The organism is Microcoleus sp. B4-C1, assembly GCF_036705285.1.
GTDB lineage: Bacteria > Cyanobacteriota > Cyanobacteriia > Cyanobacteriales > Microcoleaceae > Microcoleus.
In genome coordinates, this window is sequence record NZ_JAUBUC010000001.1 from 139,205 (window position 1) to 159,467 (window position 20,263).

19 protein-coding genes are annotated in these 20,263 nt (G+C 44.2%); 2 read left to right on the top strand and 17 right to left on the bottom strand.

Annotated elements, in window-relative coordinates:
• Positions 1–172: 172 nt before the first annotated feature.
• The 6 genes from holA to QUB26_RS00695 form a co-directional block, all read right to left on the bottom strand.
• On the bottom strand, positions 173–1,129 hold the full coding sequence (gene holA, locus QUB26_RS00670) for a DNA polymerase III subunit delta (RefSeq protein WP_333316090.1): 957 nt from the start codon (positions 1,127–1,129) through the stop codon (positions 173–175).
• Entirely contained in the window at positions 1,126–2,541 is a 1,416-nt protein-coding gene (dnaX, locus tag QUB26_RS00675) for a DNA polymerase III subunit gamma/tau (protein ID WP_333316092.1), read from the bottom strand. Before dnaX ends, holA begins: the two co-directional genes overlap by 4 nt.
• A gap of 364 nt (positions 2,542–2,905) precedes the next feature.
• Positions 2,906–4,411 (bottom strand): DNA polymerase III subunit beta, encoded by a 1,506-nt coding sequence (dnaN, locus tag QUB26_RS00680; protein WP_333316094.1) that lies wholly within the window; start codon positions 4,409–4,411, stop codon positions 2,906–2,908.
• A gap of 405 nt (positions 4,412–4,816) precedes the next feature.
• Positions 4,817–6,244, bottom strand: coding sequence for an AAA family ATPase (locus QUB26_RS00685; RefSeq protein ID WP_333316096.1), 1,428 nt, complete (start codon positions 6,242–6,244; stop codon positions 4,817–4,819).
• A 173-nt stretch (positions 6,245–6,417) separates the two neighbouring features.
• A complete protein-coding gene (locus tag QUB26_RS00690; protein WP_333121254.1) occupies positions 6,418–6,798 on the bottom strand; it encodes a hypothetical protein in 381 nt (126 codons plus the stop codon).
• Between the two features lie 201 nt (positions 6,799–6,999).
• On the bottom strand, positions 7,000–8,235 hold the full coding sequence (locus tag QUB26_RS00695) for a hypothetical protein (protein WP_333316098.1): 1,236 nt from the start codon (positions 8,233–8,235) through the stop codon (positions 7,000–7,002).
• Between the two features lie 206 nt (positions 8,236–8,441).
• Between QUB26_RS00695 and QUB26_RS00700 the strand changes: the two genes are divergently transcribed.
• Positions 8,442–9,035: a hypothetical protein gene (locus QUB26_RS00700; RefSeq protein WP_333316100.1), complete on the top strand. Its 594-nt coding sequence runs from the start codon at positions 8,442–8,444 to the stop codon at positions 9,033–9,035.
• 362 nt (positions 9,036–9,397) lie between these two features.
• Here QUB26_RS00700 and QUB26_RS00705 read toward each other — a convergent pair whose 3' ends face one another.
• From QUB26_RS00705 to QUB26_RS00735, 7 genes are all read right to left on the bottom strand, one after another.
• Positions 9,398–10,252, bottom strand: coding sequence for a PRTRC system ThiF family protein (locus QUB26_RS00705; RefSeq protein ID WP_333151816.1), 855 nt, complete (start codon positions 10,250–10,252; stop codon positions 9,398–9,400).
• Positions 10,218–10,856, bottom strand: coding sequence for a hypothetical protein (locus QUB26_RS00710; protein ID WP_172186655.1), 639 nt, complete (start codon positions 10,854–10,856; stop codon positions 10,218–10,220). The genes QUB26_RS00705 and QUB26_RS00710 overlap by 35 nt, the downstream gene beginning before the upstream one ends.
• Before the next feature lie 61 nt (positions 10,857–10,917).
• Positions 10,918–11,625: a hypothetical protein gene (locus QUB26_RS00715; protein WP_333316102.1), complete on the bottom strand. Its 708-nt coding sequence runs from the start codon at positions 11,623–11,625 to the stop codon at positions 10,918–10,920.
• Between the two features lie 66 nt (positions 11,626–11,691).
• Positions 11,692–12,048 (bottom strand): DUF3768 domain-containing protein, encoded by a 357-nt coding sequence (locus QUB26_RS00720; protein WP_333316104.1) that lies wholly within the window; start codon positions 12,046–12,048, stop codon positions 11,692–11,694.
• A gap of 81 nt (positions 12,049–12,129) precedes the next feature.
• A complete protein-coding gene (locus tag QUB26_RS00725) occupies positions 12,130–12,921 on the bottom strand; it encodes a hypothetical protein (RefSeq protein WP_333316106.1) in 792 nt (263 codons plus the stop codon).
• Positions 12,921–13,385 (bottom strand): hypothetical protein, encoded by a 465-nt coding sequence (locus QUB26_RS00730; protein ID WP_332946640.1) that lies wholly within the window; start codon positions 13,383–13,385, stop codon positions 12,921–12,923. The genes QUB26_RS00725 and QUB26_RS00730 overlap by 1 nt, the downstream gene beginning before the upstream one ends.
• 10 nt (positions 13,386–13,395) lie before the next feature.
• Positions 13,396–13,866 (bottom strand): hypothetical protein, encoded by a 471-nt coding sequence (locus tag QUB26_RS00735; protein ID WP_333316109.1) that lies wholly within the window; start codon positions 13,864–13,866, stop codon positions 13,396–13,398.
• A gap of 243 nt (positions 13,867–14,109) precedes the next feature.
• On the opposite strand from QUB26_RS00735, the gene QUB26_RS00740 reads away from it, so the two are divergent.
• Positions 14,110–14,421, top strand: coding sequence for a hypothetical protein (locus tag QUB26_RS00740; RefSeq protein ID WP_333316111.1), 312 nt, complete (start codon positions 14,110–14,112; stop codon positions 14,419–14,421).
• Between the two features lie 193 nt (positions 14,422–14,614).
• Here QUB26_RS00740 and QUB26_RS00745 read toward each other — a convergent pair whose 3' ends face one another.
• The 4 genes from QUB26_RS00745 to QUB26_RS00760 form a co-directional block, all read right to left on the bottom strand.
• Complete coding sequence (locus QUB26_RS00745) at positions 14,615–14,809, bottom strand: hypothetical protein (RefSeq protein WP_246276690.1); 195 nt, start codon at positions 14,807–14,809, stop codon at positions 14,615–14,617.
• 267 nt (positions 14,810–15,076) lie between these two features.
• A complete protein-coding gene (locus QUB26_RS00750) occupies positions 15,077–15,394 on the bottom strand; it encodes a helix-turn-helix domain-containing protein (RefSeq protein ID WP_333316113.1) in 318 nt (105 codons plus the stop codon).
• Positions 15,363–15,713: a hypothetical protein gene (locus QUB26_RS00755; protein ID WP_333316115.1), complete on the bottom strand. Its 351-nt coding sequence runs from the start codon at positions 15,711–15,713 to the stop codon at positions 15,363–15,365. Before QUB26_RS00755 ends, QUB26_RS00750 begins: the two co-directional genes overlap by 32 nt.
• Before the next feature lie 743 nt (positions 15,714–16,456).
• Entirely contained in the window at positions 16,457–19,885 is a 3,429-nt protein-coding gene (locus QUB26_RS00760) for a plasmid replication protein, CyRepA1 family (protein WP_333316117.1), read from the bottom strand.
• Positions 19,886–20,263: the final 378 nt, after the last annotated feature.

Below are 20,263 nucleotides of genomic sequence, written 5' to 3' on the forward strand. Positions count from 1 at the left end.
AATTAATGAGAAAAACAACTTCTTTGTCACTACAGTTAATTAAGACTTACGCATAAACTCTATCTGTAGGGTACGCCGCGCACCTTACTGCTACCAATAGTGTTGCAAAGCAGTTTTTGCCTCCAGGATTGTTAATGAAAGACTGCCGAATTAACTCGGCAGCGCTTTCCTGTTATTTAAGGTGAGTGAGTTGAGTGATGCTGAGCAAAGCAGGCAACATCGAGTCAGGCTTATCTCCTGTTTTGAGAGCGATTTCTAAATCAAACAAAATGGAGAGCGCTCGACTTAAGAAGTTCGCAGATACTTCCTTAACCTCCTGCTTAAGGAAATACAGCCGTTTGGGGTTACTAATTCCGCACATACTAGCAATTTCGCTATCAGAACGTTGTTGGTCGGAATTGATAGTAGCTTTTACCCACAACCAAGTTTTAAACTGAGTTTGGAGAGTGGCAATAATTGCTAAAGGAAACTCTGCCCGAGATAGCAATTCATCAAGCACCTTAATGGCCGCCACTGCTTGACCTTTTAAAAGAGCTTCGGCAAGTTGAAAACAGTTGGCTGTGGTAGCTGGAACGAGGATTTTAGCAGCTTCTTTCGTAATGCGAGCGCCTGCTGCATAAATGGCTAATTTCTCTAGTTCACTGACTCTTCTAGCAGAATCGTTGCCAATCGCTACCGCTAGATAGGTGACAGCATCTCTGGCAATTGAAAGATTCTTTTGTTTAGCAGTAGCAGCGATCGCACTTTCAATCAAATCGGTACGCCAAGGAGGAATGAGAGTAAACTCCTTGAGGTTACCAAACTGCAACAAATGCTTGACTACCTTGAGCCGTTTGTCGATAACAGCAGCAGTGAAGACTAAGTGCGTTGTAACAGGTAATTGGGGCAAAATTTGCAGCAATTCTAGCCCCATTTCTCCAAATTGCTTGAAATCGCAATTTTCAACGACAATAAGTTTGTTTCCACCGCCGAAAGGAACTGAAGCAGCAGCAGAGAGGGCTGCATCCAGGGAAGAAGTATCGAAGCGGTGGATGTTGAAATCTCGCCAGAGAGGATGAGTTTGAGTCTTAAACTTTTCAACTTCTCGTTCAATTGCGTAGGTATCATTCCCAATTAGGATGCTAATCATGCTGCTAACTCTTCCTGTTGTTTGACAGTTACAGTAACAGAGCGGCCTAAAGCTTTAGTAACGATCCGCTGCACGGATTCAAGGTGACTCTGAAACTTATTCGCGTATTTTCTTTCTACTGCTAACACACATGAATCAGCCGAAAGTTCGGCAATTTGAGCGCGGTTTAAGAGGCTACGATTGCCTGGTTTCGCTGCCGCTACTACTTGCGCCCAAGTTGTCTCAAAGTCAGGAGAATCTGCCTCTATTGTTTGAGGGGTTTTATCAAAATTGTCAGGCTGATTAGATGGGAAAGTTGCCGGCAATCGCGTTTCGGGGGCAGCGGGTTTGCTTGACAGCATCAAGTTCAGCAGACAGACTTCTAACCAAGTAACAGCATTGGTGCTAGTTCTCAATTGAAATTCTGATTTTTGCAATTGTGTACAAGCCGCATCAATTGTTTCAAAATCGAGATGAAGAGCGAGCGAGCGCAGTTGTGAGTAGCCTACTGGCCCTGCAATTAAATTCTGGCAGTGGCGCGTTGATTTGACAATGAGCAAATCTCTCATTGCTGCTAGCAAGCTGCTGAGAATAAGTTTAGGGGTTTTGCCGCTGTCAATGAGCGTTCTCGAAGATTGCAGTACGCTTAAGGTATCGCCAGAATGAATGGCTTTGAGAAGGGCGATCGACTCTTGCTCGCTGATACTGCCAGATACTTCTGCAACTTGAGTTAGGGTAATCTCTGAGTTTAGCAGTGAAAGCTGAGAGAGTAATTGCAAGGCATCTCTTAACCCTCCGTCGCAGGTGCGAGCGATCGCCCGCATGGCCTCACTTGCGATCTCAATAGATTCAGCGGAGCTAATTTTGTGCAATTGTCCGACAATAGCATCAACTGACAAGGCTCGGAAGTTAAAAGTTTGGCAGCGGGAAATAATTGTCGGCAGGACTTTATGTGCTTCAGTCGTACAGAGAATAAATACCACATGAGCCGGAGGTTCTTCAAGGCATTTGAGGAGAGCATTTTGAGCGCTGGTACTGAGTTGGTGACACTCGTCTAAAATCCAAATGCGGTAAGGGCTCATCGCTGGCGCAAAGTTGCTGTGTTGTATTAATTCTCTGGCATCATCCACGCCATTGTGAGAGGCAGCATCGATTTCAGTTACGTCTAAGCTTGAACAGGAGTCAATGGTTTTGCAGCTTGAACATTCTCCGCAAGGAGTGGCGGTTAGCTTTTTGCTATTCAAACAATTGAGGGATTTAGCAAGGATGCGAGCGGTTGAAGTTTTGCCTGTTCCTCTGGGGCCAGTAAATAGGTAAGCTTGAGCAATTTTGTCGGAGGTGATGGCATTGGTCAAGGTTGTTTTGATGGTGTCTTGACCCACTAATTCTTGCAGGTTTTTTGGTCGGTATTTGAGGTGCAGTGGTTGGTACATTTTGAGTCGTTAGAATACTTCTGGTAACTATTCCCCGATAGGGGAGCCGTGCCTGAAGTTATGCCATTTCTCAAAAATCTTGCTACAGAATTGTTAGCTTTGTTTGTGGGCTCTGTTTGTCAGGTGCGGATCTGTGAGATTGTTTGTCTAAATTAGGAATTTTTAATGGCGACACACCCTACGGCTACTATTGCATGAGTCTTGATAATTAGTATTAATATAAGTTGTTGGTGCGAGAGTATTGAACACACTTGTAGATAATTTTTATGTTAAAATAGGAATTTAAATTATCCTAATTTATACAGTAATAGGCTCCGAATTGGGGCAGGAGAGGGCATCAAATTTAGATGCCGCTCCCCACCTTTTATTCTTGCGGAGCGATAATGTATTCGCACTCTAAAGCCTCTGTACCCGACGCTGGTATTCCAAACGGTGCAATCAGTATGGGAGCCGTAGGAGTTGCCATTAACATCCGCAAATCCGAACTAGAAACAGCTTTAACTGTATCAATTAAATAGCGGATGTCGCACTTGATCCGAAAGTCACAACCGAATAGTTTGGCATCAACTATCTCAGTACCAGAACTGAGAGTATTATTTAGTGAAATTCGCACTTGTTGACTATCTAAATCGAATTCAAAAATTGCTGTAACATGGGACTTATCGCTGTGAGAAGCTAACCGCTCTAAGGCTTTTAAAAAGCTGAGCTTCTCTACCACAATTTGATGGCTAAGTTCATGCCGATAAGGAGCAATAATCTGGTCGCAATTCGGGTATTTTCCTTCTAATAACTGCGCTGTCAGCCGCCAATTGTTCCACTCAAAAGCAACAAAGTTATTGCTATTGTCAGGCTCAGTCTCATAGTAAATAGCTACTCTGTCAGTGGGATTCAAAGTCCGCTCTAATACCCGGAGTACCTTAGTGGGTACTGTAAATTGCACGTTTCGAGTGTTCAAAATATCGGAATCACTGCTTTCACTGAATCCTACAACCATTGCTATCCGATGTCCGTCTGTTGTCCAAACTCTCAATTGAGAAAGTCCCCTTTCTGCGTCGTGGCTTAGTTGAAAGTTAGCTCCAGTTAAGATACGTTTGGTTTCTTCAGAACTTACAGCAAATAAGCTGGCTTTGAGGACAGCAATTAACACGCTAGCAGGAATGGTCACAAGTTTTTGTTCAAGGCTCTTGATAGCAGGGAATTCGTCCGCAGTTAGCCCACGAATGACGTGCTTGCTCCTTGATGCAGTCAGAGTGGCACTGACTGATGGAACGTCACTTCCTTTGATAATTTCCCAAGAACTCTTTAAGGTAACGCGACTTTTCGGAAATTTTCCGAGAATGTCTGCGAGTATGGTTGCAGGGAGAGTGAGCTTTCCAGATTGATTGATATTAGCTTCAAAACTCGCTTGTATCCCAAATTCCAGGTTATAAGCAGTTAAATGCAATTGTCTAGTTGCGGCATCTGCTTCTATGAGAATATTGGATAAAATGACATGGTTGTTATTGCTATAAATGCTGCTTTTGAGAGTTTGGATGTAATCATTTAATTCTCTGGCATCACAGGCAAATTCAACGATTGAAGGGGAAGGGGAAGGAGAAGGCTCCGGCAATGTCTCATCGTTTGATTTAGCTCCTAAATCAGAAGCATCTGTGGCTGAAACTGGTGTATATTCTGTGGATTTTTCAGAGGGTTCTACTTGTTCTGAAAGTGCTGTTTCCGGTTCAGAAGTTGAAGAACCTTTTGTGATTTTTGTAACAGTTTTTTCAGCCTTAGCGGAATTAGTCGCTGTTTCAGGAGAGCGTTTTTTCTTGGTTGCTCTCTGTACTACTTTTTGCTGAGGGGGTGTTTCTGTAAGTCTAGATTTTGCCATAATTAGTTGTGTGTCAGAAGTTCGATTTGCCGCTGCGGTAGCAGCACTCGCGAGCGGTGGCTGAAAAAAGAGAGTCGAAGTGTGGAAAGAGTGGAACCAATATGGTTGAGAGCAGGTGGATTATTGTAATTATTTTTTAACAATTAAAGCTAATAATCAACCTTTATTTTAGGATGATAAATTTGAGCTTGTTGATTAATAAAATCGTAATCTAAGTAGCAGTTTTTGGGAGTGCATCTTGTCGAAAAAAAGAGAGCGAAGCATTCCGGCATATAAGTTATTGGTGAACGTCTTATATTTACGGAGGTCATGCTTCGCCCTACTGATATATTATTCTAAGTGAGATGTCGCCTTTTTCACAAACCGATTTATTGCTATTTTCTCCCTACTTTCTACTGCCTATCATCAAAAGTTACTTGAACCAGATTTAGTTAAGTATCCTAATGCAAGTTGAACTCTGGATGAAATTGGAGGAACAAATAGTATCCGTTGGCGGCAGCGACTCGTTCCGACATACAAGAGGCGGTGGTATTCTTTAAGTTTCTGTTTGCTGCTCATTTCTTTTCCCACCAATAGCCGAGTCAAAATGTCATTAATGTCCAAACCCACTTCATCAAAAGTGCTGCCTTGAGAATTGTGAATAGTCAGGGCAAAGCAATTGTCAATTTCGGCAAATATGTCGTCCTTAAACCAATAATACTTGCGCCATAAAAATCCGCTGCGCTTGGCACTCTTGAGTTTTTCCTTAAGTTCAGCCTGGTAGCGTTTATTTTCGGATTCATGCAGCACAAAGATTTGCCGAAATAAACCGTCATCGGTCACAATCTTTAAAAGCCATACTCGATAGCCGTAGTGTTGGCTCGTTTCAACTTCTTTAATGGTAAATTCAGTTGAAGTGGGCAAAATAACGGTCTTACCATCAGGGGCCATGACTGGTTTCTTAGTAATCAGCCTTTCTCCCGGTATGAATCTGGGGGCTGTTTGACCGTAAACTTGTTCTCGGAGGGCCTGATTGTAATAGTTGACTTGCTTGTTTGTCCAGCACAGAATCCGAAAGCAGTCAGGGTTGGAAGTGAATTCGCACTTGATGGTTTTGAGGGCGTATTGCAGGAGTGTTTCTGGCTTAACTTTGAATGCACCGTTAGATTTGTTCCCTTGAGTGTAGGTAGAATGTGGCAAGAACATATCGGTTTTATTCTTGACACAAGAACGGCATTCGGTGATGAAGTCGAGGACGGGACTTTCTCCAGCTTGCCTGACAACTTCGGTTAGCATAGTTTTATTGGTAATGCTGAAGACAGGCGAGCGTTTTTCTCCGACGGGGTTAAGCTGAGCTGGGTCGCCCATGAGAATTAATTTGCGGTGGTTGAACAGGGTACGTTCAAATCTACGCTCAATCCAAGACCATAATTGAGTTCCAACCATCGAACATTCGTCAAGAAAAATGATATCGTAGAGGTGGAGGTAACAACAGCTTGTCTGTTCTAAGACTTTCTCTTGTTCTTTGCGAACTATGCCTAAGCCTAAAAGTTGGTGTATTGTCAGAAAGTCTACTCCGAAAATACCTTGAGAGGCTGCCATTTTTCTGAGAATACCGACGGCTTTGTTAGTAGGTGCAGTGAGGACAATGCGCTTGCTTTGAGCCAAGAGTTCTTTGATTAGAAGAAAAATAAGTGTGCTTTTTCCTGTGCCTGCATAACCGCAGAGCAAAAAGAATGACTCAGTGCTGCTTGCAAATGTTCTCAATTTGTCGAGTGTTTGCTGCTGTTGTGGTTTGAGAGTGAAGGGAATTTGTTTAAATTCCTGCGGTCGTTCTAGTAAGGTTTGAATCATTATTAGTGCTAGATAATAACTCTATCGCCTCCCTAATAAGCGTTAGCTTGAGTGCAAGACTGTTTCACGAAGCAGGTTAAATCAACAAAAAAAAGGCGATAGCGCTCTGGTACACTAGAGGGCGATCGCTGATTTATTTGTTGATTAATAATATGAACAGTGGTTGTTGGTTTTTAAACAATAACAACTTTGGTCTTCTTAACTCGCTTGATATTAGCTGCTGTTCCTTTGCTTTGTCCGTCCCAGATGGCTAGTCCGTAATCACAATGCGAACACATTTGGATGTCGCGAGCGCTATAGTTTCCGGGAATGCCAATGGTGGGATAACCAAAAGTATTCCTAGGTTTGCCATTGCCGCTAAATAAGGCATAGTAAACCAAGACTTTCTGGTAATTCTTAGACTGCAAATACTGCTGAACTAAGCTATCAATACCAGAAGCATCACCGACTATAACTTCAAATCCTAGTTCAATGATGCGATTGAGAGATGCGATTGCTCCTAAAGGCAATTCATTAATGGAACGACTACCGGAAATCATTACTGTTTTGTTCATGCGATCCTGGAATTGTAGGGTCAAGGGTGAATTGAATAGCACTCAAACTCAAAGATTGTTCCTTGAGTTGATATTTACGACTAGAAAAAATCAACATTTTATGCCATTAGGCAATTTATATTTTGGATTAGTAACAGAGTTGTTTATCGCATTTACACTGTCATAAACTAGCCAATTATATTTGATTTCCCATTTATTCCATCATCTTGGCATCTTTTCTAAATCAAATTCAGCAACTTTTCGGAGAGTTTCTAAGCGCTTACTTAAAGTTTTATGCCGGGGACATTCTACAGCGTATTCGTATTTAGAGCCTGTATGTTGAATATCTGGAACTTGGCAATCAATTAAGTTGCTAAGGTAGCCGACTAGCTTTTTGACAGGTATTAGCCAAGCCTTAGCTAACGCTTTAGTACGGAACCCAATCCAAGCTCTAAAGTAGGAGCCGTCTTCGCTAATCTGATAAGCCACATTGGGGGATAATTTAACAATAGATTCGATACGAGCTATACCCAAACCTTTGAGTTCGGTCAAACTGTAATTTTGGATTTCTCCGCTGTTCCACTCGATTTGGAATGGACGTAGATTTTCAACGTTCAAGCGTTGGACTGTCCCCCTTTGTTGAACTCCTTCTCGGCATTTTAAAATGTAATCTCCCTCTTTAAATCCGTATAATCCTTGTTTCTTGGCTAGGTTTTCTAGGTGCTGCTTCCAGGTTTCTTCCCAAGCTATGTTAAATTCTAGAAGTTCGTAATTTTCTTCGCTCAATTGTCGAGCCAGTTTTTCTTTGAATTGCTGTTTTTGAATTGGCATAGCGAATTCTAAGAAGTTGTCGGGTATTTCGAGAGCTAAATACGTCTTAGCTCGGATTTTGAGGTCAGCAACAGACAAACTGCGAGCGACTTTTAACTGCTGAGGTGCAGGAATATCTATGGTACAACTTGTCGGGAAGCCTGGAAACAAGTTAATGGGAAAGAGATAAGATTGGTCGAGAGTCGAGATGAAAATGTGGTGTTCAGTCAGCGATTCTACTTGGAAAATAGTTGTGTTACTGAATTGTACCTGTTGCGAATTAGCAAGTACGATGGTTGTGCAAGCTGGAAGTTCTCCAGTAGTTTTTTGAGGAATAAACTGAGGCACAAGGGAGATTTTGAGGACACGAATTTCATCAAGTGTATAATTCCAAGAAAAGCTGTCTTCGCTGTTACTAGCATCCCAGGTAATTCTTACAGGTCGATCGGTTTGATTTAGAGAAGTGACAGTACCGTAATGCTTACCAGTTTTGATGATATCGCCTACTTTAAAGGGAAGTTGATCGGAAGGATGCGGAGTGAGAAAAGGGAAAATTACCGCTACCACTTCTTTAACTTCACTGGGGGGAGTGTTGTCAGATTTAGAGCAAATATTTGAGAGACCGATTAAAGCGGTGTTAGAGTCCATAACCTTTGAGAAGTTAATTTTTTTTCAACTTCTCCCGTTAGGGCGTATCTTCTCGAACAGAAGCCTAAAACTTTCTAGTTTTCGCTAGCATCTTTGGTGCATATAAAGCAAATTTAGGCTTTATTTAGGCTTTAAATTTGTTTAAGTCCCGCTAGATAGATCGCCATGCTGTCAAGATCACGATATGGAAAACTAAGCGAGCAAAGATGCCCACTTCTGAAAAAATTGCTGCCGCCATAGAGACGATAGACCACTTGGTAGCTTGGCTACAAGATACCGGACTGAGTGCGTCCGCGATCGCCCAGTTTAAATTCAACTCGCTGGCCTCTATGTACCCAGAACTCAAAGGGGTAGCAGAGACGGCAAAACAACTGATTGGTGCAGCTTCCCCTTTGACAGAAGTTGGGATGACAGTAACGGAACTAGCAGCAATACTCACAGATAACTTAGAGTGCAAAATCAAGCCAGATTTAGTCAACAAAGCTCTAGTTTCATTGGGGTATCAAGAGCGTAATGAAGCCAAGCGAATTTGGATACTGACACAAACCGGCTCAGCTCATGGTATTTTCTTGCTGGCTACTTCAACAACAAACAAATGGAGTGGTTCTCAAATAAAGTGGTATCGCTCTCTAATTCCCATCTTAGAAGAATACTTAACAAATACAGGAATTTTAGAGAATGGCAGCAGTAGCGATCTCACTGCAATACAAGATACAGAACACTCTGAAATTTCCGAAAAAAGCCTTGCATCAATTACTCAAAATGGTAACTCTCCTAGTATTGACTACTCTCAGGGCTGAAGCACCTGAGTTTCCCGCGTATCGTGAGGCTCTATGAAAAGAAAGCAACTTGGACAGTGCCTGAGCGAGTCAAGGTCTGGGAAATTACAGTCAATCCTAGTCAGATTGAGCTGATTCAATCCTTTGCCGACGATGCCTACACGAAACGCTACAACTCAACACAGTATTAAACCAAAAAAAATCTTAATAAAGTTAGCAAAATAAAGGGAAGGGGAAGGGGAGGGTAAAGGTGTATTGTTCAACCTTTACCCTCCCCTCTACTCTCTCAGATTTTTCAGATGGGTATGAGGGCTATGTCCTTGATTTTATCAAGCTTTTGACGGGGTTGTTATCCCGTTAGGTGTAGCTAACCAGGATTTGTATCAAGTACAACTAAACTTTATGAGAGATGAACAACTGATAAATTCTGAGCGCATAGAACCAGATTTAAGGTTAAGGAAAGTGGCAAAATTACGCAAGTCCTTTGTCAAACTGAGGCGGAATAGATAGTCAGTAACGATTGAGGCAATTGTTTGATTAATTGTGAGACTCTGAGCGTTAAGATTAGCCAACTCAGCACAAGATAAATGGGTATTTCCCAATTCTTCAGGTCGCAATTCTATCAAATTGGGGCATTGTAAAACAGGAGAGGGAAGCGCTCCCATAATGCCTGTTTTCTTGAACTTATCCAGGTGCGGAGTTAGCTCTTCAAGGCTATTATGGCTGCCCAGTAGAATTTGACCGCTATCAAAGTTATTGCCAGCATCAAGATACCAGATTCTAGGAATCTCAGCGTGGCGGTTATTCTCTAGCGTTTTGCCCAAGGAACGGCGAGCAGCACTATTGTCAACGCAGCCAATGATAATTACCAAATCATTCCAGTATGATTTTACCAATTTGGGGTCAAAATAGTCAGGAATTGCACTAATTTCTAGCCCCCAGGTAAGATTGTAACGCAAGGCAAGAGTAGTGGCTTTATTCAGTCCAAGTTCAGATTGACAAAATCTCTGCCTCCCCAAATTTTTCCCTTCCACAATATCGGGATCTACAAAGGTAATATTGACATTTTTCCCAACTTGTTTGAAAACGTAAGCTAATCGTGCTAAACTTTCAGCTACATAAGAGCCAGTGCCGCCACAGCCAACGAGCCATAAGTGAAGGTGAGAGTAATCTTTGAGAAGGAGAGGTGTGGAATTTGCGTACTCAAAGTCGAGGTTTAAGGGAGTTTTGGTAAGCATCAGTGATAAAATGTGGCTCTTCAAATACAGAATTAGCTTTAATTAAGCTATAGTGTCCGAAAATTCCGATTCTCACTAAAATCTCAGGAGTCAAGGTATTAACTTTACCCAAGACTGCATAGAGGCGAAAACCCCGCTCGTCAGCATCATCTGTGCTGCTAAAGAAAGCAGGCAATTCTGCGTGAGAGTGGCACTCAATTAAAGCAGTTGAGTAGGATGAATTGTCAAAAGGCTGGCAGCTCGTTCGTGTAGTCAATTGGACTGGAATTGTCAGTTGCCATTGATTACTACTGTCAAGGGATAGGTGAAATAAAATCTCTGTGAGATTGCCACTGCTATCTTTGGTGAATACAGCTTTTGTCAATATAGAAAGTAGCAGTTCTGATGGTACTAAACGAGTCTCAAGGTGCAAGTATGGTTCTATAGGTGGCAACCCTTTGATAGTATTGGGCGTTGAATTTGCAACAGGAATCATGGCCTCTAGTCCGGGGCGAACTGAACGCACAAACACGCCGTTAGAGGCTGTAACGTATTCGCAGAATACCCCAGTAGCAATGGGAGGCAAGGGAATAGAGGCATGAATGTGGTTAAAAAGTTTTAGCATTAACTTAAACTTTGTGTTGAACAATAAATATTGAGTGCAGTCCCTACATAGAAGTTTTGATTTAGGTAGGGTTAGCAATCAATAGGAGGTGTTGCACTAAAGAGTCAATTGAAGGACTGTACCTCACTTCAACTAAATCTTTAACAGGATAGGTACGCCTTTTTCTCAAGGCTAAACTTTTCAGATGTTCTCTGACATCTTGGGGAAAGTTTCGGCTTTTTTGGCTGGATAAGTCAGCATTGAAAGGAGTGGTTATGAAGCTCTGCCAAGCAATATCAATGGTTTGAGTTGAAGCAACAGGTGGAGTATTTTTCCCCCAGCAAATTAAACCGTTTGGATGGATGTTTGGTAAAGGAGTGTGGTAAGCTTTCGACTCTGGGTTGAAAGTAGCAAAATCAGTTGCAAATACCCAATATTGAGTGTTTTGTCCTACAAATACCAAGGCAGTTAGTGGAATAGTAATGGGTTTACTCTCATCAAATTGGAGGTTATATTGGGCAGGAGATATGAATTTTACTACCCAATTTCCTTGAGAGTTAGTTCCCCACCTTATGACTCCTGGGGGCATCCAATCCGTATCAATCGGCTCGTGAGAAAATGCAGTTCTCAAACTGACAGAGGAGAGTAGTTTGTAGTGTTCCTTTGTTCCTTCTCGATAATGGAACAGATATTGTTCTTTGATGAACAGTAATTCAGCATCAATTTCTGCTAGCTGTCGGGGAGCTGTTTGCAGAATTTCACGAAAGACTTCTCCTGACAAATGTTGCATAATAACTTGAAATCGATAGAGGTTATGGAGCTAACCCGATAGGTAAGGTTAGCTCATGCTTGAAAATTAATATTCGTTCGACTGCATTAGGGTAGCAACTCTCCAAGTTTTGTCGGGGTCTTCTGGACATTGTGAACTAACTTCCTGATTTTCCAGCCATGCTTTCCTGTCAAAATAATCAATTTTGAAAAAATAGCTTTTACTGTCAAGTTGAATGCTAAGAAAATCTCGTTCTCCGTAGGGGTTGTTGCCAGCTTCAAAGGTGTTAAAATCTCTTAGTAATTGCAGTAACTTTTGTTGCTGTTCGGGAAGAATAGCTTTTACAGCTTGAGTAATCCGAATTTCACCAATTTTGGTATCTCCTTGACGTAATTGGTCATTAAGACGTGCAATTCTTTTGGCTGTTGTTAGAGTTTCAGTCATAATTAAGGCCTCAATTTCCAACAACTACAACCGCACTAGCGGTTGCTGGTTCACTCGTAATTATTCGGATTCAGGGGTAATTCAAATTGACAAGGTGCTTTTGTTCCAGAGTTCAAGAATTTGCTGAAAATGTCGATGGCGGTCAGTAGCAAGCCAGTCAATGACCTGTTGAGCCTGGGTTATTAATTCTTTAGCACTTTGCCATTGTTCTGATAAAAATATCAAGTTTTCGACTGTCCATTCTCCAAATTGATACTCGTGTTGAGCGCAGCCGTCAAGCCAAATATTACCCGTTGAGTAATTGAGGAAACTCAGTACAATTGGCATCCCTTTTACGGGAAATTCAGCCAGAGAGCAAAACTGTTGGAATTGCTGATGATTGATCCTATCTGGTGGTAGAATCTGAGAAAATGAAACTTCAAATTCTTGTTCATACCAATCTTTCATCTCATTTTCAGTTAGCCAATTTAGTCCTTCAGAACTTAGAGAAAGCAGGATTTGCCATTCAGGAGCTAAGGAATCAATATCTTCATAGCTCAACCAATCCAACCCCCAAGACTCAATCAGGAGTTGGTCGAGGCGTTCTTCTTGTGCTATTTCTAATTGCCAGGGGCTGATCGGGATAAGTTCTGTTTCGTCAAGAAGACGGAATAATTCTAATTCGCGGGGGCTATGATTATCAGGAGTATCCGAGTAAATAGAACTGGTACTGGTAGCAAATTCAGTTGAAAAAAAGTGCTGGTAAAGATTGAGAAGTTGAGCGCTATTGAGCGTTTGTCTGAGAAATTCAATCGCTTCAAGTGGCTTAGTTACTGGGTAGGAGTGTCGCAAAGCGGCAATGGCTTGCGACACAGACAAAATAGTTGCAGGCATTAAAAATTAAGAGGAATTTGGAGACAAGCAATAGCTGGCGCAAGTTGGAGTTTTTTGAGAGTGTCTCTAAATCGCTGTAGTTCTTGCTCACCCAGAGCGATCGCGTCAGAGAGTTCTTGAGCCCGACTTGCCAAGGTTAGCGGAGTAACACAACCGCTGATAGAGTCGCATTGCAGAGCCCAAGTGAGTTGGACAGCTTGATTCGGTTCTTCCGGTGCTGCGACAAGTGAGGGGAGTGGGGAATGGGGAGTGAGCAGTACGCATAGTTCTTTTTTCCAATCTTCTTCTACACCCTTTGTCTTGGCTTGTTTGATGATTTTAATGGGTTGACCTGTTTTTCGTTCAATTGTAGCTTCGCTTAATTCAGGGAAGTAAGGAAGTAGGACTTCTAGCAATTTTTCATCATTTGCAGTAATTTCGTTGGGCAGTTCGATTTGCCTGCCTTCATATTCTATTAGACTCATTGTTACCTCTTTAAAACAGGGGGATTTGTACTCCAGCTTCACCTTTGTTGACGGGGTGGTTAGCAGGATTTTGAAGATTTGGTTTGGCTTTTTTCCGGGGTTGACCAACAGAAGAACGAATTTGAGCACTCACTTTTCGGTTAGGTAGGTTAGAGGCTAACCGCTGGAGCAATTCTTGTAAATGGTTTGGCCAAGCTCCAATCGAGTTTTCTCTAACTTGTACTAATAGTGGTAAGTCGTCATGGCTCGTTGCTGTAATTTCTACGATTCGCCCTTCTGGATGCCCATCGTCTGGTCGCATAACAATGTGGATTTTGATTGTACAAAAATTGAATTCATAAGGTTCTGATTCTCCTTCATCAAGTAAGTCAGGACTCTGTGAAGTGTTCTCAGTTTTGTTGATGGTTTCACCCACTTTTTGAGTAGCTGAAAGTGGAATATCCTCTCCAGTTAGTTCGGAATTTGGTTCTATTTGGGTCATGGCTGGATTCGCAGTACAAGCAAGTGCAGCTTATTCTCAAAAATTGCCGCGATCGCGGCCTTGCTTTTAACGATCTATTTTTTGTAAAGTTTTAACGGTAAGCGTGTTTCCCAAGAAATTTCTTAATTAATTCCCATTAATTATCTGTCCGACAAGATGCGGTCGCACTTGTCTCTATTGATTCTTTGATTGTAATTGCTCAACCCCCTTGACAAGAAGACGAGATAGACATTAGATAAAGGAATGGAAAAACTACCCGGCTTAAAGCAACTATTGAACGAGGCAAAAGAAGCCTTGATAGTAGAGCTATGGCAAGAAATCCAAAAACTCAGCGCAACATTAGCCACCTACGAACCTTGCGCCAGAGCCATCTCCCAAAAAAACTCTTCAAAATTCCGAAGTATTGATAGAGAAGGAATATCTATTGCGCTCGCAAGCTATATTACTATTAGCCACATCTACGATTGCACAGCTATCAATCCGAGTATATTTACTCATACAATTGTAACTATCCGTACAAATGCGATAGCTCTAGAGCGTCAATCTAGACTATGATAACAAGTTGTAGTTAGTACACTTTAAAAAGTCGGCTACTGACAATTTATTGAGTTAACACCATTCAATTGATAAAAACTTCTCCCAGCTATCAGTAGGTTCTGTCGCTGGGAGAAATCGCTGGAAAGTCGGTTTATTCAACTAACGCAGGTATCTTGATTAATTCGATTTCAAACCTTCGCTGCATTCGCCGTTATTCTTTAGGCACAGTAGGCTTTGGTTGGATGTCAAAAATAATCACAAATGTGCGGGTTTTCACTAACCGCTGCAAAACCCGTAGATGATCGTCTGCATCGTTTCTCTTACGAAATCGTGCCACAATAACACGCTGACAATTAGGAAGCAGGCTAATGATACACCACGGGTGCAATTTTTCAGAGTAGGTCATTTTAGTACCTCAGCAGTAAAAGTAACAGATTGTGCTCTTGTTTCATTGCTTGCCAAGACAGTAATTGAATAATCTTGTCAAAGACAGGTCACGGTGACATTGATATTTGACAAGGTTTGTGCTAAGACAAGCTCCAATTATTTTTTGATGCTGAAAAAGCTTGATGTATAGCAGCCAACAAAACTGTTAGAACAAGTCAGCAGTATATGATTGCGACAACGTATACAGTCGTTGCCCTAAACAGTCTTTCCGTTATACGCGCCACTATTAATCCAGGCTATTCTCTTCGCAAGGCGGACACAGGAAAGCCACCAATGTCTCTGGAATTTCCTCAAAATGCTCCAGCAAAAAATCCATTAAAGCCAAATGACGCAAATCGACAGCAGTAGGAAATCTGCGATTTTTACCCGTTTTAAACCAACGCCGCACTGTAGAATCTGAACGAGAACAAATAAAAGCGATTTCCTCATAACTCACTCCCCACTTTGCATAAAACTGCCTCGGTGTCATTCGCAATTGGCATTGACTGTAAACTGCAATCAAATTGCGTTCTCTATCGGTCAGATTCTGCTGCTTTTTTATCATTCTCAAACTTCTCCAAATCTTCCTCCCAGGCAGTATCAAACTGACACCACGTTGCACTTTTGGAATCAGGAGTAAGGCAAATGATGTAACACCACATCCAACAGCATTGACATTGTTCGTAGTTGTAAAATTTGCCGATAACCATTCCTCTGTCAGCTTCTTCGCTAACACCCGTCCAGCGCACCATTTCGCCACAGTTAAAGCGCGGGGGATGAATTTTGGCGAAGTTGGCAGGCAATTCAATTGCAGGCGGCATATCCTTCAAATGTTTTAGTGGCAAAATTGAAATCAAATCTCGCTTTCCTTTTGGGATTGACATGAGTTTTTAACTGTGCATCTATTGCACCTGATTTGTTTTGATAAATTTTCAGACCAATTTCTCGATAGAGAAATTGCAGAGCGACATTTCTTTAAATCAATCAATGAAAATCTCTAATATTAGAGCCTGCATTAATTGCAAGCGGATGCAAGCACAATCGTCTGATATTCACGCACTTCAAAGATATGATGGGAGGCTAGGTAGCATCGATTGCTGAGCGCGCGACAACTGACAGATATGCCAACAGAGATGAAGCGTTTGGAAAGACGATATCCTCTATCACACAAATCTCTAATTTAACTTGTGAGGGATTGGAATCTTTCAAGTTTTTACCGGATACCTGTCGGAGTTATTATTTATTGGCTTGAGATATGTTTATTGGCGATCGCTCGCAGCATTACTTGCTTTGAAGAGCGCCAACTGCGCCCCCCACAGAACTCCTGCGATAGGGGTATTGCGGTCTTTCGAGGCAATATAGTCTGAGACCGCACGCATAGGTGAGCGCGATCGTTCCATCCGCGAATTCCCCTCGATATCGCGTTTGAAAAGTATTTTTTCGGCGAGCCGGCGCCGCGAGCGTCTAATACTGTACTGAGACGCGGCCGGACTCAGATGAGTCTTTTACATGAGGGTAAAGGCTGTGAAGTCCTTAGCAGAGTAGGCTCTGCGGAACAGACGATCCTTTTCAGGTCGCGCTGGGACTAAACGAATCGCACTTTTTGGCAGCGTTCTCACCTTGCTCCTCAATCCGCCAGCTCCAAACGGCGATCGCAAGTGTGGAAGATCGCACCCGAAAGCAACGATTCCACCATCACTCGAGCGCCTGAGACAGCTTTAACCACATATTTTTGAACCTCACCAACAAACCGCACAAGCGCGCCCACCTTCAATGAGTGTCCTGCGTTCGCAGCTTCATCAATTGGTGGCACACTTCCCGATATCTTTATATCTTTATCCGACCCTGTGCCGCCAGGAACCCCTTCCAAACAGGGAGCCGCGGCTTCTGCCAAAGAGATGGCCTTCTCATCCCGCTGCTGCCAAGCTGCAAAAATCGCCGACCTGCCGTCGTTGGGGAACTGGAACTGGTAAACTCGAATGCGCTTGGGCCTGCCCAAAGCATCTCGTTCCTCCGACCTTTCTTGGCGAACCAGCCGCAGGGTAAAGCCCAGCTTCCCCTTCAAAACATACTGAACCACCTCCATTGGGTGGGCATTAGGGTGGACGTTGATACCCAGAAAATCTTTCACGTCCGCAGAATACTGCTTGACCCTTTGAGCAAAGGCTATCACCTCCGGGTCAGTCCCTCGATACTCCCTGTCTGAGTCAAAGAACTCCATCAGCCCCAACTTCTTGAGAGCTTCCACAGAAGCTTTCAGGAAGCGCAAATCTTGCGGGCAAACCTTCCCTTGACCCCTTTCTTGATGGCCTGCCAAGTGATTTTTATCTCGTTTCTTGACAAACTCTGGGTCATGGGTCAAATAGTAATGCAGGCGAATTTGAGGCAGCCAGCCGTCGTCGTCCTTCAATTTCAGCTCGGGCGTCACCGACACACCATAAGTCTCTTGCAGTTGGTACTTGCGTTCTTGATTGAGTTCGCCGGGAGTCTTGGAGCGCTTGTCCTTCAACTTCAGATACTCAGACAGAGTAATATCAGGAGCACCAGCAACAGCATCCGCTTCTACCCTGCGGTTCTCTTGCTGAATTGACTCAGCCTCTTCCTTAACCAGAGCAGCTCCGACATTTCGGAGAGTTAATTCATTTAACTGAGCATCAACCTCCCGGGCAAGCTGCTGCAATAGCTTCCAGTTTTTGACCGCGCTGGCTGCTATTTGCTGCGTTAATCCCTCTAAAAGGAGTTGTTCTAGCTGATTTTCTCGGCACAGTTTTACCTGAAACCCTTCAGCTTTTAAGCTGTACCTAATCGCCTCCCTGTAATGCCACATTCCGGCATTGATTCTAGCAGCCATTTTTGCCCAAGTCCGCAGGTGAACCGGGTCGTGGGCCGCGTCGATGTCGAAGTCAACGCTTTGCAGCAAGCGGATGTTGGTTTTGATAACCTTCTGCTGGGAAGCGAGGAGAGCTCGGTAAGAAGCGTTGCCGTTGCCAATTTTGCCAATGCCAAAGGGCGCTGTCCAGACAAAGATTGGAACATTTTCATCCCTGACGCGAGCGAGACCTTGCAAGGCATCGTTGACGGCAATTGCTCCTTTGAAAATGCCGAATACGGCTGTAAAATAACCGCGAATGTCGATGCTAACTCCTGTGCCAATGGTGGGGCTAGCGATGATGATGTCGTAGTTTTGAATGGTGGCATTAAGTTTCTCAACGCAGCCATAAGCGGGGTGGTTGGGGTCGGCTACTGACTCGCTATCAATCCTGAGAATGCGCTTGTCGGGAAATCGTTTTTGCAGTTGTGTTTCTAGATTGCGACACGACCATTTTCCTTTGACTTTTTGGGAGTCTTCAACAACCATAATGTGGGGCCTGTTTCGATCGATCGGGCAGCAGAGGGCGCGACTTTCAAGGTCGCAGCCGGTGACTTCTCGCGACAGAATTTGCTCCATTTGAGCGAATAGTGGTGCGGGACTTTGAGTGGCGTAGAAGATCGCGTCCCGCTCTTTTTTAGGTTTCCATTGGTTGACGGCAATCCAAGGTTCGAGAGGGATGCCAGCAAGCGCCTTCAAGTAGTCGATCGCGCAATCAGATAAATCAGCATCCTGGGCAACGATTAAGCCGCCGGTGGTTAAGACGGTGCGAATGAGTTCTTGCAGGGTTTGCAAGATGGCGACGCGGTTTTCGCGGCAGGTGCTGGAGTTCAAGGCGTGCCAGATGACTTGTTCGCACTCATCAATGAGGACGATCGCCCCAGACCAGTTTTCGGGGTTGAAACGGGCCATTGAGTGGGGGTGGAGGCTGTCTACACACAAGCCGTACCCGAATAATTTGCCTTCCGGCGAGTTCTTGGTTTCGTCGATGTAGTTGATTCCCAACCCAGCGCAGATGGCGCGGCCGAGCTGAATCCTGTGGGTGATGACTAGCACGCGGCGTTCGCCCGTGTTGAGGGCGTGGGAAACCAGGTGGGCGAGGGAGCGGGTTTTGCCGGTGCCTTTGGGGGATTTGATGCAGGCTAACCCGGACTCTGGATAGGGGAGTTCTCCCAGATAGCGAGAATTTAGCGTTAAAGACGCGGGATAGGTTAAAAGCCATGATTCCCTATCCTGCCAAAATTGGAAGCCTCGTGCTGCGTTTTTGAGGGCAATGAGCGCATCCTCGCCTCTGGCTACCACGAAATCGTCGATGCCTTTCTCCGGTCCTGGCAGAGTGATGACGCTGACAGAGCATTTGGCGGCGGTGAACAGGCGGCCGAGTTTGTCAATCTCGCGGTTGACGTTGAGGACGGTAGAGCGCTTGCTGTCGCGATCGAAGCCGATGTAGATTTCCCGCCCTGGGGTGGCGAAGTGTTGGAGTTCGGGGATGAGATAGGGGTTGCACTTCTCCCCTAGCGCGTTCTTGGTTCTGACGCCCATCGTGACGCCGGGGAGGGCAATGGCCGCGTAGCCCATTGTGAGCAGGCAGGCGGCTTTTTTTACGCCTTCGACGATGGTGACGGGGATGTTGTTGAGCCAAACCCATTCCCAGAATTGAGGCGGGTTTGTGGGGTTGCGGAGGGGCACAGGGGCAGAGGGGAGATTTTCGTCTCCCGTCTCCCCCGTTCCTGTGCTCCCCATCTCTAAGTCCTCTGGATTTTCAGGGTTGATGGGGACGCCGTGGCGTTCTGCAACTTTTGCCCAGATGTGGTCTGGGACTTGCAGGAAGAAGGCTCTGGTGGGGGTTTTGGGGGGGTGTTCGTATTTGACGGGCTTGGTTTTACCGTTTGGGTCGAAGCTGTTGCGGGGCTGATAGGGTTTGAAGCAGCCCCAATACATGGGCTGCCAGTTGTTGAGGGGGTCAAGGCCCGAACACCACCAACCACCGTGCTCGATGTGGCTGTAGTGTTTTCTGGCCCACCGCCATTGTGCGTCGGGGTGGACTCTGCCGGAGGCGGCGTTAATTTCGTAGAGGAGGTAGGCGTAGGGGGCGTCGCCACTAAGAGTTTGCACGTTGAGGGCGAAGATGGCGGAGTCTACGCCGCTTTCTTGCCATTCAGTGAGGGCGGACTTAGACAAGACCATAACGCACCCCCATGTTGGCTGTGTTGACCTTCTGGCCTAGTAGCAATGCGAAAGGCACTCCAAGTTGCACCCGAATCTGGCTACCGCCAGAGCGCCTCATGAACGGGTCAGATGGGGTTAAGTGGACTATGAGTCTCTGTGAGGACTGATTTTGAAGGTCAATGCCTGTGCTATCTCGATAAATCTTCACCGGGCTATTCCTTGAGTGGGGAACATCCCTTTGTCTCATGTTCTGAAAATCGCTGCTTGCACGCCGATCAAAGATAATTAATTAATTAAGATAATCCAGGCGTAGTAAAGTTCTGAAACGCTTGCTGTAAAACGGTTTCAAATTTGAAAGGTAGCTAGATCCGGGTGTTTTGGTAGCTAGATCCGGGT

What these genes read in the sequence shown, in the direction of transcription:
- QUB26_RS00750 (WP_333316113.1), bottom strand. Translation starts at nt 15,394, where the DNA reads ATGATAAAAAAGCAGCAGAATCTGACCGATAGAGAACGCAATTTGATT.
- QUB26_RS00740 (WP_333316111.1), top strand. Translation starts at nt 14,110, where the DNA reads ATGGAAAAACTACCCGGCTTAAAGCAACTATTGAACGAGGCAAAAGAA.
- QUB26_RS00760 (WP_333316117.1), bottom strand. Translation starts at nt 19,885, where the DNA reads ATGGTCTTGTCTAAGTCCGCCCTCACTGAATGGCAAGAAAGCGGCGTA.
- dnaX (WP_333316092.1), bottom strand. Translation starts at nt 2,541, where the DNA reads ATGTACCAACCACTGCACCTCAAATACCGACCAAAAAACCTGCAAGAA.
- QUB26_RS00685 (WP_333316096.1), bottom strand. Translation starts at nt 6,244, where the DNA reads ATGATTCAAACCTTACTAGAACGACCGCAGGAATTTAAACAAATTCCC.
- QUB26_RS00735 (WP_333316109.1), bottom strand. Translation starts at nt 13,866, where the DNA reads ATGACCCAAATAGAACCAAATTCCGAACTAACTGGAGAGGATATTCCA.
- QUB26_RS00725 (WP_333316106.1), bottom strand. Translation starts at nt 12,921, where the DNA reads ATGCCTGCAACTATTTTGTCTGTGTCGCAAGCCATTGCCGCTTTGCGA.
- QUB26_RS00690 (WP_333121254.1), bottom strand. Translation starts at nt 6,798, where the DNA reads ATGAACAAAACAGTAATGATTTCCGGTAGTCGTTCCATTAATGAATTG.
- QUB26_RS00730 (WP_332946640.1), bottom strand. Translation starts at nt 13,385, where the DNA reads ATGAGTCTAATAGAATATGAAGGCAGGCAAATCGAACTGCCCAACGAA.
- QUB26_RS00720 (WP_333316104.1), bottom strand. Translation starts at nt 12,048, where the DNA reads ATGACTGAAACTCTAACAACAGCCAAAAGAATTGCACGTCTTAATGAC.
- QUB26_RS00700 (WP_333316100.1), top strand. Translation starts at nt 8,442, where the DNA reads ATGCCCACTTCTGAAAAAATTGCTGCCGCCATAGAGACGATAGACCAC.
- QUB26_RS00755 (WP_333316115.1), bottom strand. Translation starts at nt 15,713, where the DNA reads ATGTCAATCCCAAAAGGAAAGCGAGATTTGATTTCAATTTTGCCACTA.
- dnaN (WP_333316094.1), bottom strand. Translation starts at nt 4,411, where the DNA reads ATGGCAAAATCTAGACTTACAGAAACACCCCCTCAGCAAAAAGTAGTA.
- holA (WP_333316090.1), bottom strand. Translation starts at nt 1,129, where the DNA reads ATGATTAGCATCCTAATTGGGAATGATACCTACGCAATTGAACGAGAA.
- QUB26_RS00710 (WP_172186655.1), bottom strand. Translation starts at nt 10,856, where the DNA reads ATGCTAAAACTTTTTAACCACATTCATGCCTCTATTCCCTTGCCTCCC.
- QUB26_RS00695 (WP_333316098.1), bottom strand. Translation starts at nt 8,235, where the DNA reads ATGGACTCTAACACCGCTTTAATCGGTCTCTCAAATATTTGCTCTAAA.
- QUB26_RS00705 (WP_333151816.1), bottom strand. Translation starts at nt 10,252, where the DNA reads ATGCTTACCAAAACTCCCTTAAACCTCGACTTTGAGTACGCAAATTCC.
- QUB26_RS00715 (WP_333316102.1), bottom strand. Translation starts at nt 11,625, where the DNA reads ATGCAACATTTGTCAGGAGAAGTCTTTCGTGAAATTCTGCAAACAGCT.
- QUB26_RS00745 (WP_246276690.1), bottom strand. Translation starts at nt 14,809, where the DNA reads ATGACCTACTCTGAAAAATTGCACCCGTGGTGTATCATTAGCCTGCTT.